Genomic DNA, 17594 nt, shown 5'->3' on the forward strand with positions numbered 1-17594 from the left:
ACGTGAGGGGGAGCGGGACGTGAGGCTGACGGGCTGGTGGAACCGGCGGAGCGATCCGGAGAAGGTCGAGCTCTACACCCGCTGGTCGTACCACTCGTTCACCCTGATCGAGGTGGCCTCGATCGGCCTGGGGATGCTGGGCCGGATGGCGCCGCCCCTGGGCGGCTGGCTGTTCCTGCTGGTGGTCGCGCACGCCGTGCTGGGCGGGGTGCTGGCCTCCCGGGCGCTGGACTGGACGGTGGGGCGGCGGGCCCGCCCCGTCCGGCTGATGGTGGCGCACGGCGTCACGTCCTGCGCGCTCGCGGCGGCGGCACTGGTGGTGTACCGGTTCGGCGGCGCGGACGCGGGCGAGGTCGTGCCCACCATGGTGGTCGGCGTCCTGGGCTTCGGGATCGGCGGGCTGGTACTGGGCCTGCCCCGGACAAGGCACATGCTCTGCCTGGTGCTGGCGGCGGCGGCCGGTACCGCGCTGCTCTGCGGGGCCCTGGGGCTGAGGCCCGCGGAGGTCGGCGGGTTCACGCTCGGCGTCCTGGTGGCCGGGGTGTTCCTCGCGGCGACCAGCGGGTTCTCCGGCTGGCTGCTGCGGGCGGTGTGGGAGCTGGACGCGGCGCGGGAGCTCCAGGCGCGGCTCGCGGTCGCCGAGGAGCGGCTGCGGTTCGGGCGCGACCTGCACGACGTGATGGGCCGCAACCTGTCGGTGATCGCGCTCAAGAGCGAGCTGGCGGTGCAGCTCGCCCGGCGGGGCAGGGCAAAGGCGGCGGTGGAGCAGATGGCCGAGGTGCAGCGGCTGGCACAGGAGTCCCAGCGGGAGGTGCGTGACGTGGTGCGCGGTTACCGGGAGGCGGACCTGCACACGGAACTGGAGGGCGCCAGGGCCGTGTTGACGGCCGCCGGGATCGCCTGCGCGGTGGACGTGGCGGGACCGGAGGACGCGGCGGGCCCGGCGCTGCCGGCGCGGGTGCAGTCGGCGCTCGCGTGGGTGGTGCGGGAGGGCACGACGAACGTGCTGCGGCACGGGGACGCGCGGCGGTGCTCGGTGTCGGTGTCGGTGTCCGTGCCGGTGGGCGCGGAGGAGGGGTGCGCGGTGCTGGTGGTGGAGAACGACGGGGCCGACGGGGACGCCGGGGCGGGTTCCGGTCCCGGGTCCTCCGGTTCGGGTCGCGGGCCGGGCGCCGGGCCGAGGGGCGTGCCCGGCGGGGTGTCTGGCGGGGTTTCGGGCGGCGGATCGGGACTGGCCGGGCTGCGGGAGCGGCTGGCCGCGCTGGACGGCACGCTGGAGGCCGGCCCGGTGGGCGGCGGGCGGTTCCGGGTCACGGCGCGGGTGCCGGTACGGGCGCCGGGCGCGGCGGCCGTCGCGGAGGCGGTGCGGTGAGCGCCCCCGTACGCGTCCTGCTGGCCGACGACGAGCACCTGATCCGGGGCGCCCTGGCCGCCCTCCTCGGACTGGAGGACGACCTCGTGGTCGTCGCCGAGGCGGCGTCCGGTCCCGAGGCGCTCGCCATGGCGCGGGCCCACCGGCCGGACGTGGCCGTGCTGGACCTCCAGATGCCCGGCGCCGACGGTGTGAAGGTCGCCACATCACTGCGGACCGAACTGCCCGGCTGCCGCACCATGATCGTCACCGGCCACGGGCGTCCCGGTCACCTGAAGCGGGCCCTCGCGGCCGGGGTGCGGGGCTTCGTGCCGAAGACCGTCAGCGCCCAGCGGCTCGCCGAGATCATCCGTACCGTCCACGCCGGGAACCGTTACGTGGACCCCGAGTTGGCCGCCGACGCGATCTCGGCCGGGGACTCGCCGCTGACCGCCCGGGAGGCGGAGGTGCTGGAGCTGGCGCTGGACGGGGCGCCCGTCGCGGAGATCGCCCAGCGGGCCTCCCTGTCCCCGGGGACGGTACGGAACTACCTGTCGTCCGCAGCCGCGAAGCTGGGGGCGGAGAACCGTCATACGGCGGCGCGTCTCGCCCGCGAGCGAGGTTGGGTATAGTGGTCTCGCGCTACGGCGCATGCGGACGTAGCTCAGTTGGTAGAGCGCAACCTTGCCAAGGTTGAGGTCGCGAGTTCGAGCCTCGTCGTCCGCTCCATGGAAGCCCCCCGGCCGGTCGGCCGGGGGGCTTCGTCGTCGCTAGCTCCAGCTCGTGCCGGTCAGCAGCTCGTACGCCTCCAGGTACTTCGCCCGGGTCGCCGCCACGACCTGCTCCGGCAGGGGCGGGGGCGGCTGCTCGCTCTTGCGGTCCCAGCCCGAGGCGGGCGAGGTCAGCCAGTCGCGGACGTACTGCTTGTCGTACGAGGGCTGCGCGTGGCCCGGCTCCCAGGCACCGGCCGGCCAGAAGCGGGAGGAGTCCGGGGTCAGCACCTCGTCGGCGAGGACCAGACCGTCGCCTTCCCGGCCGAACTCGAACTTGGTGTCGGCGAGGATGATCCCGCGGTCCCGGGCGATCTCACGGGCGCGGGAGTAGATCGCCAGGGTCGACTGGCGGAGCTGGGCGGCGGTCTCCGCGCCGACCTGGCGGGCGACCTCCTCGTACGACACGTTCTCGTCGTGCTCGCCGACGGCCGCCTTGGTGGCGGGGGTGAAGATCGGCGCGGGCAGCTCGGAGCCGTCGGTGAGGCCCTCGGGGAGCGCCAGGCCGCAGACCGTACGGGACTCCTCGTACTCGGCGAGGCCCGAGCCGGTGAGGTAGCCGCGGGCCACGCACTCGACCGGGACCATGCGCAGCGACCGGCAGATCAGGGTGCGGCCCGCCCAGTCGGCGGGGGCGCCGGCGGGGAGCTCGGTGGAGATGACGTGGTTGGGGATGAGGTCGGCGAGCCGGTCGAACCACCAGAGCGAGAGCTGCGTGAGGACACGGCCCTTGTCCGGGATCTCGGTGGGCAGCACCCAGTCATAGGCGGACATGCGGTCACTGGCGACCATCACGAGGTCGCCCGCCTCGTTCTGGTACAGGTCGCGCACCTTGCCGGTGTGCAGATGCACCAGACCCGGCACCTGGACGGGCTCGGGCTTTACGACGAATCCGGACACGGTTCCTCCCCGTGGTTCTGTCCAATCGGCTCCGATTCTCCCGCATGCGGGGCCAGGCTTCGGCCAGGGGTCTCGCGAACCGCGCGGGAGGGTCGGGAAGGATCTTCGCCCGGGACGGGACCGGACTCCCGGTTGCGTTCTAGTCCCGTTTGCAGATGCGGTCCAGGAGGTTGGCCGTGGCGCGCTGGATACGGAGGTCGACATGACCCGGCCGGTCCAGGGCGGGTGACCAGGCGAAGGTGCCGGAGGCGAAGACCAGGGCGCCCGAGGGGGCCCGGTAGAGGGACGTCTCCTGATGGCGTACGTTGCCGTCGCCGTCCCGGTAGGGCGAGTGGGCCAGCAGGATGCGGCGCCGGTGCTCGGGGAGGGCGGTGCGCGGGAAGTACCGGTCGGCCTCGCCCGCGACCAGGCCGGGCAGTTCGTCGCCCTCACCGGCGCCGGTGGCGTCCCAGAGCCAGTGCTCGGCGTTGCGGACGACCATCGGGTGCGGTTCGGGCACCCGGCCCGCGTACTGGATGCCGAGGAGCTGCTGCTCGGGCCGGTCGACCTCGCGCCACAGGGCGGGCTTGCCCGGCCCGCGTCGTTTTCGGCAGGTGAGGAGGCGGTCGGGGACGCCGGAGGGGGACGGCGACAGCTCGACCTGCCAGTACATGGTGTTGGCGGACAGGAACACCAGCGAGGTGCCCTGGTCCCGGGCCTGCTCCACCGTGCGCCGCATCGGGACCGACCAGTACTCGTCGTGGCCGGGGAAGACCAGGCCCCGGTACTTCGTCGGGTCGATGCGGCCGGCGTGGAGGTCGCGGGCGTCGGCGTACGCCAGGTCGTAGCCGTACCGCTCGGCCCAGCGGATGAAGTCGTAGGCGTGGCCCACGTGCAGCGGGAGGCCGGCGCCCGCGTACGGACGGTCGAAGGAGACCGTGGTGGCGGCGCCCTCCTCGCCGAGCAGCCGGCCGTCCTCGTCCCAGGCGTGGTAGAGGCTGGCGCCGGTGTGCCCGTCCTCCGGATAGAGGTTGTAGGCCTGCCAGGTGACGTCGGGGAGGAGCAGGAGCAGGTCGGCGGGGTGGCTGTCGCGGACGGTGAAGGGGATGTGGGAGCGGTAGCCGTCGGCGGTGGTGAGGACCGCCACGTACGCCCCGATCGACCAGTACGACGGCACCTGGAGCCGCCAGGAGAGCCACCAGTGGTGGCAGGAGACGGTCCGGTCGGCGGTGAGCGGGGGCGGCTGGACGATCCCGGAGAGACGGGGGCTGGTGGTGATCTTGGCGGCGCCGTCCCCCGCGTAGTGACCGATCCGGTAGACGTCGACCGAGAACTGCTGGGGTGGGTCCACGGTGATGTGGAAATCGATCGCCTCCCCGGGGGCGACCGCGCCGGCGGAGGAGAAGCCCTTGATCTGGCGGCGTACGTCGTCGGCCGAGCGCGGGCCGCCGTGACCGCCGCGGGCGAGGCCGGGATCCACGTACCAGGGGACCACCTGCCCGGTGTCGCCGAAGTACTGCTCGCTGCCGCGGAGCCAGGGCAGCGGCCCCTGGCCGAACGGGTCCGTCACGGCATGGGCGAGGGCTCCCGATTCCCACCGCCGCGTCTGTTCCGCCCCCATGCTGCGCCCCTCCCTCGACTCCCCCGCGACTGTCAGTGCCGGTCTCCAGCACATCACATACCGCACGCACTCCGTCACCGTTCGTCGTTAATCGGCAAGAACGGAGGGTGGCATTCCGCTTCGGGTGCGCCGGTCGTCCGGCGGTCAGACGAGACGGACGGGCTTCTCGGGACGGACCCCGACGGTCGCCAGCCAGGAACGCAGCGGCTCCGGATCGGCCTCCTCTATGAGGCTCAGGACCCGGGCGGAGAGGTCGGGATGGCGCTTGCCGCCGACGAGGAGCGTCGGTCCGTCGAGCCAGTCCAGGCCGGGTGCGGCACCGGCGGTGTCCACGGCGGAGCAGCACACCATGGCCGTGACGTGGTCGGCCAGCAGCTCACGCCCGCTGCGGGGCGGCTGCAACGGGAACAGCGGCAGCGCGTCCCCGCCCGGGCCCCACGCGGCGTGGTCCAGGTCGCCGGGGACGGAGATCGGGGCCGGCGCGGGGCCGTCCGGATCGTCCGGGGCGTCCGGGGCGTCGGGGGCGTCCGTGGCGGGCTCCGGGGCGTCGGGGGCCGGGGCGTGGGGGGTGTCGGCGGCCGGGGCGTCGGGGGCCGGGGCGTGGGGGGTGTCGGCGGCTTCGGTGCCGGGGGTGGGCGGGGCTTCGGCGGCCGGGGCGGCGTCCGTGGGTGCGGGGCCGGCGGTCACGGCGCCGGGGGCCGGGGCGGTGCTCGGGGTGGCGGGTCCGGTGACGGCCTCGCGGGACATCTCGGCGGTGATCGCGGCGGCGAGCGTCTCGCCGGCCGGGCCCGCGGCGAGGTGGTCCATCACCCGGGTCAGCGTCGCCTCCGCGTCCCGGTCGACCCCTAGACGGTCGAGGACCCGGTGCAGACGGGCCGCCTCCGTACGCCACTTGCGGTCGACGACCTCGTCCGGATACTGCTGCCAGTCCACCGGGGCCCAGTCCGGGCCCGCCTGCGGGGGCCCGCCGTGGAAGAGGCGGGCGGCGAGCAGCGAGGTGGCCTCGTCCACCAGGCCCGGCTCCTCCAGCAGGTCACAGGCCGGGCGCTCGCCCAGCCGGGAGGCGAAGCCCTCCGCCAGCCGGTCGCGCCGCGACAGCTCGGTCAGGGCCGAGACGACGCCCGCGTCCAGCCGGGAGGGCCACCGGCCCATGCGCCAGGCGGGCAGCGCCACCCGGGTCAGCAGCCGGTCCCAGCCCGCGTACGCCAGGCCGACCTGCTCCTGGGCGGCGATCCGCAGGCCGTAGTCCACCGCCTGCGCGCGCTCCGAGGCGGCCGCCGCCACGCCCCGCTCCATCTCGGCGGCGTGCACCCGGCAGCCGCGCAGCAGCACCCGCACCACCCCGCCGGTGCAGCGGGCGCCCAGGCGCCGTACCGGATCGAGCCCCGGCCGGTCCGCCACCGCGACCGCCGCGTCCAGGCCCCGGACGAAGCGGCGGGCCGCCGCTATGTCGGGGTGGGCGGACGGCCCGGTGCCGGCCACGACGGGGGCCAGCACCGCCCGCAGCTCGGCGACCCGCATCCACCACAGGAACGGCGACCCTATGACCAGGACGGGAGGGGTGCCGGAACGGTGGACGCCCGGTATGCCCGCCCGGCCGTGCGCCGGGTGGGTGCGGTCCTCCAGCCAGCTGTCGCAGTCCGGGGTGAGCGCTATCCCGGACGGCGCCGGCACGTCCAGCCGCCCGGCCAGGTCCTGCACCAGCCGGTACAGGTCGGGGGCCGACTCGCGGGGGATCTCCACCGTCGGTGTGAGTGCCGGTCTGGCCCGCGCGATCAGGGCGCCGACCGCCACCGCGGCCACCAGCACGAGCACGGCGAGCACCGACACCGCCCAGCGCGCGGCGTCCCAGCCGGCGCCGGTCATACGGCCCGTGGCACCGCCGGCCAGCAGCACGACGGCGAGGGCCGCGGGCAGCAGCGCCACGGCGAGCGCCCGGCTGCGGATCCGCAGCACCGCCAGGGCGCGGACGCGCGCGGCCCGGGCGCCGAGCTCCTCACCCATCCCGAAACGAGCACCGGAATCGGACACGGCCGTACGTCACCCCCTTCTGCCCTGCGGCGGACTGCCTCGCGGTGTTGGTCACTCCCCCACTGTGGCACCCGCCACTGACATCGCAATGCCGGTGGGCCAAGTGCCGGAACGCTTGCGCGGCACCCTAGTTGGGGCACCGGCAGGCGTCATCCGGATGGGCCAGCCCTCACTCGATGGAATGGCTTTGGGCAAAGGTGCAGACGGTTCAGCGTCCGGGGCGGTTCACTCCCCCGCCGCCTTGCGCGCGATGTCCGTCCGGTGCTGCGAGCCGTCGAGCCGGATGCGTCCGACCGCCGCGTACGCCCGCTCGCGGGCTTCCGCGAGGTCCTTGCCGGTCGCGGTGACCGACAGCACGCGGCCACCGGCGCTGACGATCGCGTCGCCGTCCCGCCGGGTCCCGGCGTGCAGGACGTACGCGTGCGGGGCGTCCTCGGCGGCGACCTCGTCCAGGCCCTCGATCGGGTCACCGGTGCGGGGCGTGCCGGGGTAGTTGTGCGAGGCGACGACCACGGTGACGGCGGCCTCGTCGCGCCAGGTCAGCGGCGGCTCGCTGTCGAGGGTGCCGTTGGCGGCGTGCAGCAGCACCTGGGCGAGCGGCGTCCGGAGGCGGGCGAGGACCACCTGGGTCTCGGGGTCGCCGAAGCGGGCGTTGAACTCGATGACCCGCACGCCGCGCGAGGTGATCGCGAGGCCCGCGTACAGCAGGCCCTGGAAGGGCGTGCCGCGGCGGCGCAGCTCGTCCACGGTCGGCTGGAGGACGCTCGCCATGACCTCGTCGACCAGCTTGGGGTCGGCCCAGGGGAGGGGCGAGTAGGCGCCCATGCCGCCGGTGTTGGGGCCCTCGTCGCCGTCGAGGGCGCGCTTGAAGTCCTGGGCGGGGGTGAGCGGCAGCACGGTGGTGCCGTCGGTGATCGCGAAGAGGGAGACCTCGGGGCCGTCCAGGTACTCCTCGATGACCACCCGGTCGCAGGAGCGCGCGTGGGCGCGGGCCTGCTCGACGTCCTCGGTGACGACGACGCCCTTGCCGGCCGCGAGGCCGTCGTCCTTGACCACGTACGGGGCACCGAAGGCGTCGAGCGCCCCGTCGATCTCCTCGTGGGTGGTGCAGACGTACGAGCGGGCGGTGGGGACGCCGGCGGCGGCCATCACGTCCTTGGCGAACGCCTTGGAGCCCTCCAGCCGCGCGGCCTCCTTCGAGGGGCCGAAGCACGGGATGCCGGCGGCCCGTACGGCGTCGGCGACACCCGCGACGAGCGGGGCCTCCGGGCCGACCACCACGAGGCCGGCCTCCAGGTCGGTGGCGAGGCGGGCCACGGCCGCCCCGTCGAGGGCGTCGACCGGGTGCAGCTCGGCGACCTCCGCGATTCCGGCGTTGCCGGGCGCGCAGTGCAGAGCGGTGACGTCGGGATCGAGGGAGAGAGAGCGGCACAGGGCGTGTTCGCGGGCGCCGCCGCCGATGACGAGGACCTTCACGCCAGCCAGGGTAGCCCGCGGGGCGGCGCGGTCTTTGTGCGGGCCACCGAGGAGGGCCCCGCTACTCGTTCGTATATTCCTCCACCACCGTCGCCCCGAGCTCGCGCACGATCAGCTCGTGGCCGGAGAGCGCCGAGTCGACGAGGTCGGGGTCGTCGTCCTCCGGCATGTCGTCCTCGGGTCTGACCGGCGGGCGGGCGGGCGGGGTCCGCGGGGGTTCCGGCGCGCTCCCGCCGGGGGCCTGGGCGGGGGGCCGGGGCGCCGAGGCCTCCGGCGCCCGCGGTACGGGCCCGGGGGCGGCCTGCGGCGCGGGCGCGGGCGCCTGGGGGCGGCCGCCGTAGCCGCCGCCACCGCCGTACCCACCGCCGCCGTATCCGCCGCTTCCGCCGCCCGGGGCGGGCGGGGGCGCGGAGCCGCCCGACGGGTCGACGATGGCCTCGATCTTCCACTGGACGTTGAACTGCTCGGCGAGCGCCTGCTTGAGGACGTCCTCGCTGCCGCTGCTCGCGAAGTTGTCGCGGGCCCCGGCGTTGAGGAAGCCGAGCTGGAGGGTGGTGCCGTCGAAGCCGGCCACCTGGGCGTTCTGGCTGAGCAGGATCCAGGTGAAGCGGCGGCGGTTCTTGACCGCCTCCAGGATGTCCGGCCACATGTTCCGCACCTGGGCGGCGCCCTGCGCCATCCCGGGACCGCCTGCGGGCGGGGCGGCGGGCGCCGGCGCGGCGGCCGCGGGGCCGGGCGCGGGCGCCGGAGGCTCGGGCCGGGCGGCGGGGGTGGCGGACGCGGTGGGCCAGGCGCCCGGCCGGCCGCCGGACTCCTGGGACCCGGGCGCGGCGGCGGAGGGCCAGGCTCCGGGCCGGGACGCGGCGGGCGGGGCGGCGGGCGCGGGGCCCGGCTCCGGCCCGGCCGCGGGAGCCGGCGCGGGGGCTTCGGGCGCGAGTGCGGGCGGCGCCGCGGCGGCCGGCGCGCCGGTCACGGGCGGGGTGGCGGGCGCGGGCACGGGTCCCGGAGCCGGGGCCTCGCCCGGTCCCCGTACCGCCGCACGGGCCGCCGCGGGTCCCCCGCCCGGGACGGCCGGCGCCACCTGGTCGTGGGCCTCGGGCCCGGGGACGTACCCCATGGCGGGGCCGGGGCCCGTCGCCTGGAAGGCGGCGCCACGGACCGCCGAGCCGCGCTCCAGCCGGTCCAGCCGGGCCAGCAGCGACCGCTCGTCGGTGAAGGCGGCGGGCAGCAGCACCCGCGCGCAGATCAGCTCAAGCTGGAGCCGCGGCGAGGTGGCACCGCGCATCTCGGTGAGCCCGGTGTTCACGATGTCGGCCGCCCGGCTGAGCTCGGCGGCGCCGAAGACGGACGCCTGGGCCGCCATCCGCTCGACCACGTCGGCGGGAGCGTCGATGAGGCCCTTCTCCGCGGCGTCCGGCACCGCGGCCAGGATCACCAGGTCGCGCAGCCGCTCCAGCAGGTCGGCCACGAACCGCCGCGGGTCGTTACCGCCCTCGACGACCCGGTCGACGACCTCGAACGCGGCGGCCCCGTCCCCGGCGGCGAAGGCGTCCACCACCGAGTCGAGCAGCGAGCCGTCCGTGTAACCGAGGAGGGCCGTCGCCATGGCGTACGTCACACCGTCCTCGGCGGCACCGGCCAGCAACTGGTCCATGACGGACATCGAGTCACGCACCGAGCCCGCGCCGGCGCGCACGACCAGCGGCAGCACCCCGTCCTCGACGGGGATCCGCTCCTTGCCGCACACCTCGCCCAGGTACTCCCGCAGCGTGCCGGGCGGCACCAGCCGGAACGGGTAGTGGTGCGTGCGCGACCGGATGGTCCCGATGACCTTCTCGGGCTCGGTCGTGGCGAAGATGAACTTCAGGTGCTCCGGCGGCTCCTCGACCACCTTCAGCAGGGCGTTGAAGCCCGCCGAGGTGACCATGTGGGCCTCGTCGATGATGTAGATCTTGTACCGGCTGCTCGCCGGGCCGAAGAAGGCCTTCTCCCGCAGGTCACGGGCGTCGTCCACGCCTCCGTGCGATGCGGCGTCGATCTCGATGACGTCGATCGACCCCGGCCCGTTCCTGGCCAGGTCCTGGCAGGACTGGCACTCGCCGCAGGGCGTCGGCGTGGGACCTTGCTCACAGTTCAGACAGCGGGCGAGGATGCGCGCGCTGGTCGTCTTGCCGCATCCGCGCGGCCCGCTGAACAGGTACGCGTGATTGACCCGGTTGTTCCGCAGGGCCTGCTGCAACGGGTCGGTGACATGCTCCTGCCCGATGACCTCGGCGAAGGACTCGGGACGATAGCGGCGGTACAGCGCAAGGGACGACACCCTTACGACGATATCGGGCCCCACCGACAATCGACCCGGCCCACCGGACCGCTCCCCCGGCAACGCAAGCGCCCCCCACGCACCCGCCAGAGCCGACCTACCCTTGCTGCCTTCCGGCCCTGGGGGAGTTCAGTCAGATAGCGCCACGTGAGGGGCTGCGCCCAGACTACCTGATCCACGACGGCCCGGGGGCACCCCGGGTCACCTCGGGAGGCGGCCGGGGAAGAGGGTTCGCGAGCACTCCTCAACGTCTTGTATTGTTTGCGGCGGAGGATTCGCCTAGAGGCCTAGGGCGCACGCTTGGAAAGCGTGTTGGGGGCAACCCCTCACGAGTTCGAATCTCGTATCCTCCGCCAGTGCCTCACCGGGCACGATGTCGAAGGGCCCCACCGTTCGCGGTGGGGCCCTTCGACGTGTCTCAGCCCTCGTTGTCCGGGTCTTCGTCCACAGCGGTCATCCCGGGGGCTGCGTATCGCGGGGCGCCGTGCGCGCCGAGAGCGCCGGGCCGGCGACGTGCCGCCGGCCCACCGGGACGAACGGCCTGACTCAGGACGGCTTGGACTCGGACACCGAGGTGACGGTCGCCTTGTCGTCGCACATCACGATCGCCCGGGCGTCGTCCATCTGGACCTGGTGCTTGCCCGATCCGGGCAGGCCGACGATCAACGAGGGGTAGGAGGCCGGCTCGGCGCCGGACTCGCAGTAGCCGTCGGCCTCGCCCTGGACCTGGACGAAGGTGAGCTTCACCCATGCCTTGCCACCGGGTGCCAGACGCACCGTCGAGGCGGAGCCAGTTCGCGTCACCGCCAGCGGCCGGTTCATGTCCGGCCGCGTCATTCCCGCGGCGGCCACCGTGGGGAATCCCTGGACGGTGCAGGGACGGCCGGAGGTGTTGGTGAACCCGACCACCACGGCTCCCGTCCCCGTGCCGGGCGGGTAGGTCGACGCCTGCTGCGTCTCCCCCTTGAGGTCCTTGTCGGCACAGGTGGGGGCCGCACCACCGGAACCGGCATCGCTGCCGCCGGAGCCCCCGGACGAGGAACCTCCCGCAGGGTCGGCCGGCGGCACGCTCGTCCCGCCGCCCTCGGAGGCGACGGGGCCGGGCGCACCCGAGGGCTTCCCGGTCACGGACGGCGTGGCGGAAACCGTCTCCTCGCCGGCCGGCTGGCATGCCGCCGCCAGCAGGGTGGCCGCCGAGACGAGGGCCAACGCCGCCGCCCCTCTGCCGATGCCGTTCCTGTACCGCATGAAGCCCCCCAAGGATGTGGTTACCGTGCCGGTCCAGCGCCCGCACTCCCCCAGGTACACAGGCGGAACCGCGCGGCGGTTGCCCGGACCCCGCCGTCGTGACACCGCGGTGACACATCCGGGACGGGGTGGTGGAACCGCTCCGGCGCCGGCTCAGAGGGCCGGACCGCATCAGCGGTCGCCGGGGACGGGCCCGACGGGCCGGAACCGGTGGGTCCGGTGCGGCCCGCGGGCGGGTGGTCAGTCGACCGCGTCGGTCGCGCGGCGGCGTACGGCCAGTACCGCGCCGCCGCCCAGGAGCACGGCGGCCGCGCCGGCGAGGGCGACCTTCGGCATGGCGGAGGAGGAGCCGGTGGCGGCGAGGGTGCCGGCGGTGGTGACGGTTCCCGTGGTGACGGGCACCGTGGAGACCGCACCCTGCGCCCGCGGGGCGGGGGTGACCGCCGGGGTGGCGGTGGCGCCGGGCCGGGGGGCCGCGGCGACGACGTCGAAGGGGTACTCGTGGTACTCGGGCGTCCCGCCGCACGACCGGTCGTCGTTGAGGTAGTCCGCGGCGATGGAGGCGACTCCGGCGCCGGCCGGGGTCTTGGCGCCGACCTTCATGCGCAGCCGGACGTCGGCGTGGGCGCCGGCCGCCAGCGTCTCGACCGCGCCCGCGTAGTGGTCGGCGTCCACGTCCTGCCAGTCCGGGGAGCCGGCCGTGGACCACTCGACGTCGAGCAGGTCGTCTGCGGCCTCGACCTCCACGTACGGCCAGACCTCGTCCAGGGTCCGGCCGGTGCCGTTGGTGACGCGGACGGTGAAGTCGACCGTCGTCCCGGCGGTGACCTTCGCGGGGAGTCCGGTGGCGGTGACCGTGAGCCGGTCCTCGGGGACGCAGGCGCCCGCCTCGGCCTCCTTCCTGGCGTCGGCGAGCGCCTTGTCGGCGGCCTCATTGGCGGTGAGGGCCTTCGCCTTCTCCTCCCGCGCCAGGTGGACGCGCCGGGCGGCGGCCACCCGGGCGTCGTCCCGGTCCTTGCCTGCCTTCCGCGCCGCGGCGTCGGCGGCGTCCCGGGCGGTGGCGGCGGCCTCGGCGGCGGTGACCGCGTCGGCGACGTCCTTCTCCGCCCGGGCCCTTTCCGCCTGCGTGGCGGTCTCCGGCAGCGCGGCGAGGGCGGCCCGGGCCGCGGCCAGTTCCGCGTCGGCGGCCCGCTGGTCGGTGGCGGCCGTGGCGGCCTCCTCGGCCGCCTTGCCGGCGGCCAAGGCGAGCGGAGCGGTCTCCGACAGCGCGTCGGCGAGCGCCCGGGCGGCGGCCTCCTCGGCGGCGACGGCGGCGTCGTACGCCTTCTGTGCCGCGGCGGCCGCCTTCTCCAGCTCCGCGAGGGAGGGCGTGGCGGCCTTGGCGGCCTTGACCGCTGCGGCGCCCCGGTCGGCCGTGGCGGCCCCGGCGGCCTTGTCCGCGACCGGCCGGCCGAGGGGCGGTTCCTGGGCCGGCGGCGCCGCCGGAGCCGTCTCCGCGAACGCGGGCGGGGCGCAGAGCAGTGCGGCGGGGGCGGTCACGGCGGCGACGGCGGCCGTCGCGAGGATACGGCGGATCTTCACAGGAGCCCTTTGGTCGGAAGGTCGGGAATCCGACGATGATCGTATGACCGGGGCGGTGGACGGAGGAGCGATTTCGCCCGAACGGCCGTGCCCCCGCTGCCGGGAGGGCGACGGACACCGCCAACGGGCGCACTCGCCCGGCGCTCCGCGCGGGTTCTTGTGAGGCTCATGAGCGTCAGAGGTGAGGGGGCCGAGCCCCGAGGACGAGGAGCCGCAGCATGAAGTACCTGGTGATGGTGCAGGGCACCCAGGCCGACTACGACGCGATGGGCGGCGGGGCCTCCGCCGGCGGCCCGGCCTGGAACGAGGAGGACATCCGGGCGATGTTCGCCTTCATGCAGGGCCTGAACGACGAGCTCGCCCGGACCGGTGAGCTCCTCGACGCCCAGGGCCTCGCCGCACCGCGCCTGACCCGGCTGGTCGGCCTGGACGAGGACGGCCGGCCGGTGATCACGGACGACCCGTACGGGCCGGCCGACGTGCTGATGGCCGGGTACTGGGTGCTCGACTGCGCGAGCCTGGAGCGGGTCACCGAGATCGCCACCCGCATCGCCCGGTCCCCGCAGCCGGCCGGCGCCCCCGACCACCCGGTCGTCATCCGCCCGGTCATGGAGGGCGGGGAGGAGGAACTGCTCGCCGGGTGAGGCGGACCCGGCGGGGCGGCGGCGGCACCGCCCCCGTCCCGGGCACCCGGCCGTGCGCGGCCGACGGGAGCCGCCCCGCCCCGGTGCCCGTCGTGCGGCCCGCCCCCACCGGCGCGATCATCGACACATGACGACCACGATCCACCTCGCCCAGCAACCCGAGGCCGACGAACTGCTGGGCCGCAGTCCGCTCGCCGCACTCGTGGGGATGCTGCTGGACCAGCAGGTCCCCATGGAGTGGGCGTTCTCCGGCCCGTACACGATCGCCCGGCGCATGGGCTCCGACGACCTGGACGCACACGCGATCGCGGCGCGGGACCCCGAGGCCTTCGCCGCCCTGCTGTCCGAGAAGCCCGCCGTGCACCGCTACCCGGGCTCGATGGCCAAGCGGGTGCAGCAGCTCTGCCAGTACCTCGTGGACGAGTACGGCGGTGACGCGAGCGCCGTCTGGTCGGACGCCGCCACCGGTGGGGAGCTGCTCGCCCGGCTCCTCGCGCTGCCCGGGTTCGGCAAGCAGAAGGCGCAGATCTTCCTGGCCCTGCTGGGCAAGCAGTACGGCGTGCGGCCGGAGGGCTGGCGGGAGGCGGCGGGCGCGTACGGCGAGGAGGGCGCGTACCGCTCGGCCGCCGACATCACCGGGCCGGAGTCGCTCGCCCGGGTCCGCGCGTACAAGCAGGAGGCCAAGCGCGCCGCCAAGGCCGCCGGGAAGGCCGGGGCCTCGACGGACACCGGTGGCACCAAGGGAGCCAAATCGGCCCGGAACACGGGACCTTCGGCGGCGGAGTGACACGTTCCGTGGCCAAACGTACGGAAAATCACGTGAGTTGAGGCACATCTGTTCACAGGAGCCTGGGAGATCGCTAGCTTCCCTTCAACCTCGTTCGCACCGGGAAGGACCTCTGTGAACGCATCCCATCGCAGAGCCGCGGCCACCCTGGCCGCAGCCGCACTCGCGACCCCGCTCCTGCTGGCTTCCGCGTCCCCCGCCTCCGCCGACCGGCACGACCCCGGTAAGGCGGCGGCCAAGGACGCCGCGAAACTTTCCAAGAAGCTGGTCCGGGAGGCGTCCGCCAAGGACGCCTACAAGCACCTGGAGAAGTTCCAGCAGATAGCCGACTCCGCCGGCGGCCACCGGGCGGCCGGCTCGCTCGGACACGACGCCTCGGCGGCGTACGTGTACCAGCAGCTCAAAAAGGCCGGTTACCAGGTCTCGTACCAGAAGTTCGACTTCATCTACACCCAGACCCAGGCGGAGAAGCTCTCGGTCGTCTCACCGGCGCCGCGTGACATCACCATCGGGGCGATGACGTACACCAAGTCGACCCCCGTCGGCGGCATCAAGGCAGGCCTCGCCGCCGTCCCGGCCCCCGCGGAGGACACGACGCCCGGCTGCGAGGCCGCCGACTACGCGTCCGGCACCTTCACCGGCAAGATCGCCCTGATCAAGCGCGGCGGCTGCACCTTCGCCGACAAGCAGGCCCAGGCCGCCGCGGCGGGCGCGACCGGCGCCATCATCTACAACAACGTCCCGGGCGCGCTCGGCGGCACCCTGGGCGACCCGGCCGCCGGCAAGATCCCGACCGGCGGTGTCTCCCAGGCCGACGGCGAGAAGCTCGCCGCCGACCTGGCCAAGGGCCCGGTCGAGGTCAGCTTCGAGATCCGCCAGCTCCAGGAGAAGCGGTCCACCAACAACGTCATCGCGGAGACCGCCCGCGGCAATGCCGCCAACACCGTGATGCTCGGCTCACACCTCGACTCGGTGACCGCCGGCCCCGGCATCAACGACAACGGCTCCGGCTCGGCCGGTCTGCTCGAGGTCGCCCTGGAGCTCGCCAAGTCCAAGGAGAAGCCCGCCAACAAGGTGCGCTTCGCCTGGTGGTCCGCCGAGGAGAACGGCCTGCTCGGCTCCGAGCACTACGTCGCGAACCTCAGCGACCTGGACCGCAAGGAGATCAAGCTCTACCTGAACTTCGACATGATCGCCTCGCCGAACTACGGCTTGTTCGTGTACGACGGGGACAACTCCGACGGCGTCGGCTCGCCCGCCGGCCCGGCCGGGTCCGCGCAGATCGAGCGGGACATCAACGCGTTCATGGACAAGCAGGGCCGGCCGCACGAGGGCACCGACTTCACCGGGCGCTCCGACTACGGCCCGTTCATCGAGGTCGGCATCCCGTCCGGCGGCACCTTCACCGGCGCCGAGGGCCTGAAGACGGCCAAGCAGGCCGAGAAGTTCGGCGGCACGGCGGGCGTCGCGTACGACGCGTGCTACCACGCCAAGTGCGACGACCTGAAGAACATCGACATGACGGCGTTCGACGTCAACGTCGACGTCATCGCCAACGCCGTGGGCACCTACGCCCACGACCTCAGCTCGCTGCGCAAGCCGGTCGTCACCGTCCCCACGGACGGCGACGCGGGCAGCGGCGGCGGCCTGCACGACGGTCACGATCACGACGTGACCGAGTAACACCTTCCGGGCGGCGCGCCACGGGTCACGTCCGCGGCGCGCCGCTCCGGCGTTCGCCCTTCCCGCCTCCCGGCCCCCGCCCGTCCCGGTTCGCTCACATTTCATTCGCATCGCACCGGCGTCGCGTGGCTGCGCCGGGAGCCGCTCGCCCGGTAGGCTTTCCGTGTGATCTTCAAGCGCATCGGTAACGGGCGGCCGTATCCCGACCACGGCCGGGAAAGCACCCGGCAGTGGGCGGATGTCGCGCCGCGCCCGGTCCGCCTCGATCAGCTCGTGACCACCAAGGGCCAGCTGGACCTGGAGACGCTCCTCGCCGAGGACTCGACGTTCTACGGCGACCTCTTCGCGCACGTCGTGAAGTGGCAGGGCGATCTCTACCTCGAGGACGGACTGCACCGCGCCGTGCGCGCGGCCCTCCAGCAGCGCCAGGTGCTGCACGCCCGCGTGCTCGAACTGGACTGAGCCGCCGCACCCGGCGCTGTCAGCCTTTCGGGCCCATTCCCACCCGTCCGGCCCCCATGGGCTGATCGTTTAGTAGGCATAGTCCCCGGGCGGCATTACGCTGCGCCCATGAGCATGCTCACTCCCCCCGGTATGGGCGGAAAATACCGCATCACGGGTGATGCCTACCCCCGCATGCGCCGCCCCCGACGCCGTCGCCGGATCGTGGTCGCGGCCCTCGCCGCAGTGGTCGCCCTCGGCCTGGCCGGCTGGGGAACCCTGCAGCTCATCGACGTCTTCGGGGGACGGGGTGCCGACGGCCGCGCCCGCACCACCGCCGGGCCCGGCTGCAAGCCCCGCAAGAACGCCGTCACCCCGGTCCACGTACCGCTCAAACCGGCGCAGATCACGGTCAACGTCTACAACGCGACGCCCCGCGCGGGCCTGGCCAAGACGACCGCCGACGAGCTGAGGAAGCGGGGCTTCGCCATCGGCAAGGTGGGCAACGCCCCCGCCGCGTACGACAAGAAGGTGCCGGGCCCCGGGATGCTGCTGGGTGCCACCGGCGCCCGCGACAACGCCTTCCCCGTCCTCCGTACGCAGCTCAAGGGGGCCGCGGTCAAGGTGGACACCCGCGCGACGGCGGACGTGGACCTCGTCATCGGCACGGCCTTCAAGGCCCTCACACCGCCGAAGGACGCGACCGCGGCCCTGACCGCCCTGGCCAGGCCCGCACCCGCGCCCTCCGGAAAGTGCTGAGCG

General features: G+C 74.4%; 14 protein-coding genes, 2 tRNA genes and 1 other RNA gene. 9 read left to right on the top strand and 8 right to left on the bottom strand.

The window, feature by feature from the left end:
• The first annotated feature begins 19 nt into the window (after positions 1-19).
• The 3 genes from ACZ7LK_RS27215 (at position 20) to ACZ7LK_RS27225 (ending at position 2080) form a co-directional block, all read left to right on the top strand.
• Complete coding sequence (locus ACZ7LK_RS27215; RefSeq protein ID WP_471143894.1) at positions 20-1372, top strand: sensor histidine kinase; 1353 nt, start codon at positions 20-22, stop codon at positions 1370-1372.
• Positions 1369-1983 (top strand): response regulator, encoded by a 615-nt coding sequence (locus ACZ7LK_RS27220; protein ID WP_392276837.1) that lies wholly within the window; start codon positions 1369-1371, stop codon positions 1981-1983. Before ACZ7LK_RS27215 ends, ACZ7LK_RS27220 begins: the two co-directional genes overlap by 4 nt.
• A 21-nt stretch (positions 1984-2004) precedes the next feature.
• Positions 2005-2080, top strand: a tRNA-Gly gene (locus ACZ7LK_RS27225).
• 41 nt (positions 2081-2121) lie between these two features.
• Here ACZ7LK_RS27225 and ACZ7LK_RS27230 read toward each other — a convergent pair.
• The 6 genes from ACZ7LK_RS27230 to ffs form a co-directional block, all read right to left on the bottom strand.
• Positions 2122-3021 (bottom strand): phosphoribosylaminoimidazolesuccinocarboxamide synthase, encoded by a 900-nt coding sequence (locus ACZ7LK_RS27230; RefSeq protein WP_392276836.1) that lies wholly within the window; start codon positions 3019-3021, stop codon positions 2122-2124.
• A gap of 139 nt (positions 3022-3160) precedes the next feature.
• On the bottom strand, positions 3161-4621 hold the full coding sequence (locus ACZ7LK_RS27235) for a N,N-dimethylformamidase beta subunit family domain-containing protein (RefSeq protein ID WP_392276835.1): 1461 nt from the start codon (positions 4619-4621) through the stop codon (positions 3161-3163).
• 144 nt (positions 4622-4765) lie between these two features.
• Positions 4766-6625 (bottom strand): M48 family metalloprotease, encoded by a 1860-nt coding sequence (locus ACZ7LK_RS27240; protein ID WP_471143975.1) that lies wholly within the window; start codon positions 6623-6625, stop codon positions 4766-4768.
• Positions 6626-6877: 252 nt separating this feature from the next.
• Positions 6878-8128 (bottom strand): phosphoribosylamine--glycine ligase, encoded by a 1251-nt coding sequence (gene purD / locus ACZ7LK_RS27245; RefSeq protein WP_471143896.1) that lies wholly within the window; start codon positions 8126-8128, stop codon positions 6878-6880.
• A gap of 61 nt (positions 8129-8189) precedes the next feature.
• A complete protein-coding gene (locus ACZ7LK_RS27250) occupies positions 8190-10448 on the bottom strand; it encodes a DNA polymerase III subunit gamma and tau (RefSeq protein ID WP_392276833.1) in 2259 nt (752 codons plus the stop codon).
• 61 nt (positions 10449-10509) lie between these two features.
• Positions 10510-10608, bottom strand: an RNA gene (gene ffs, locus ACZ7LK_RS27255) — signal recognition particle sRNA small type.
• A gap of 108 nt (positions 10609-10716) precedes the next feature.
• Between ffs and ACZ7LK_RS27260 the strand changes: the two genes are divergently transcribed.
• Positions 10717-10804, top strand: a tRNA-Ser gene (locus tag ACZ7LK_RS27260).
• A gap of 190 nt (positions 10805-10994) precedes the next feature.
• Here the strand turns inward: ACZ7LK_RS27260 and ACZ7LK_RS27265 are convergent.
• Both ACZ7LK_RS27265 and ACZ7LK_RS27270 read right to left on the bottom strand, forming a co-directional pair.
• On the bottom strand, positions 10995-11696 hold the full coding sequence (locus tag ACZ7LK_RS27265; protein ID WP_471143898.1) for a DUF4232 domain-containing protein: 702 nt from the start codon (positions 11694-11696) through the stop codon (positions 10995-10997).
• 240 nt (positions 11697-11936) lie between these two features.
• On the bottom strand, positions 11937-13277 hold the full coding sequence (locus ACZ7LK_RS27270) for an LPXTG cell wall anchor domain-containing protein (protein ID WP_471143900.1): 1341 nt from the start codon (positions 13275-13277) through the stop codon (positions 11937-11939).
• A gap of 218 nt (positions 13278-13495) precedes the next feature.
• Between ACZ7LK_RS27270 and ACZ7LK_RS27275 the strand changes: the two genes are divergently transcribed.
• The 5 genes from ACZ7LK_RS27275 (at position 13496) to ACZ7LK_RS27295 (ending at position 17591) form a co-directional block, all read left to right on the top strand.
• Positions 13496-13921 (top strand): YciI family protein, encoded by a 426-nt coding sequence (locus ACZ7LK_RS27275; RefSeq protein WP_471143902.1) that lies wholly within the window; start codon positions 13496-13498, stop codon positions 13919-13921.
• A 127-nt stretch (positions 13922-14048) separates the two neighbouring features.
• Positions 14049-14708: an HhH-GPD-type base excision DNA repair protein gene (locus ACZ7LK_RS27280; protein WP_392276829.1), complete on the top strand. Its 660-nt coding sequence runs from the start codon at positions 14049-14051 to the stop codon at positions 14706-14708.
• A 114-nt stretch (positions 14709-14822) separates the two neighbouring features.
• Complete coding sequence (locus tag ACZ7LK_RS27285) at positions 14823-16391, top strand: M28 family metallopeptidase (protein WP_469463513.1); 1569 nt, start codon at positions 14823-14825, stop codon at positions 16389-16391.
• Positions 16392-16556: 165 nt separating this feature from the next.
• Positions 16557-16853, top strand: coding sequence for a type II toxin-antitoxin system VapB family antitoxin (locus ACZ7LK_RS27290; protein ID WP_003999914.1), 297 nt, complete (start codon positions 16557-16559; stop codon positions 16851-16853).
• Between the two features lie 108 nt (positions 16854-16961).
• On the top strand, positions 16962-17591 hold the full coding sequence (locus ACZ7LK_RS27295; protein ID WP_392276827.1) for a LytR C-terminal domain-containing protein: 630 nt from the start codon (positions 16962-16964) through the stop codon (positions 17589-17591).
• Positions 17592-17594: the final 3 nt, after the last annotated feature.

The organism is Streptomyces sp. NPDC039423, from assembly GCF_055598725.1.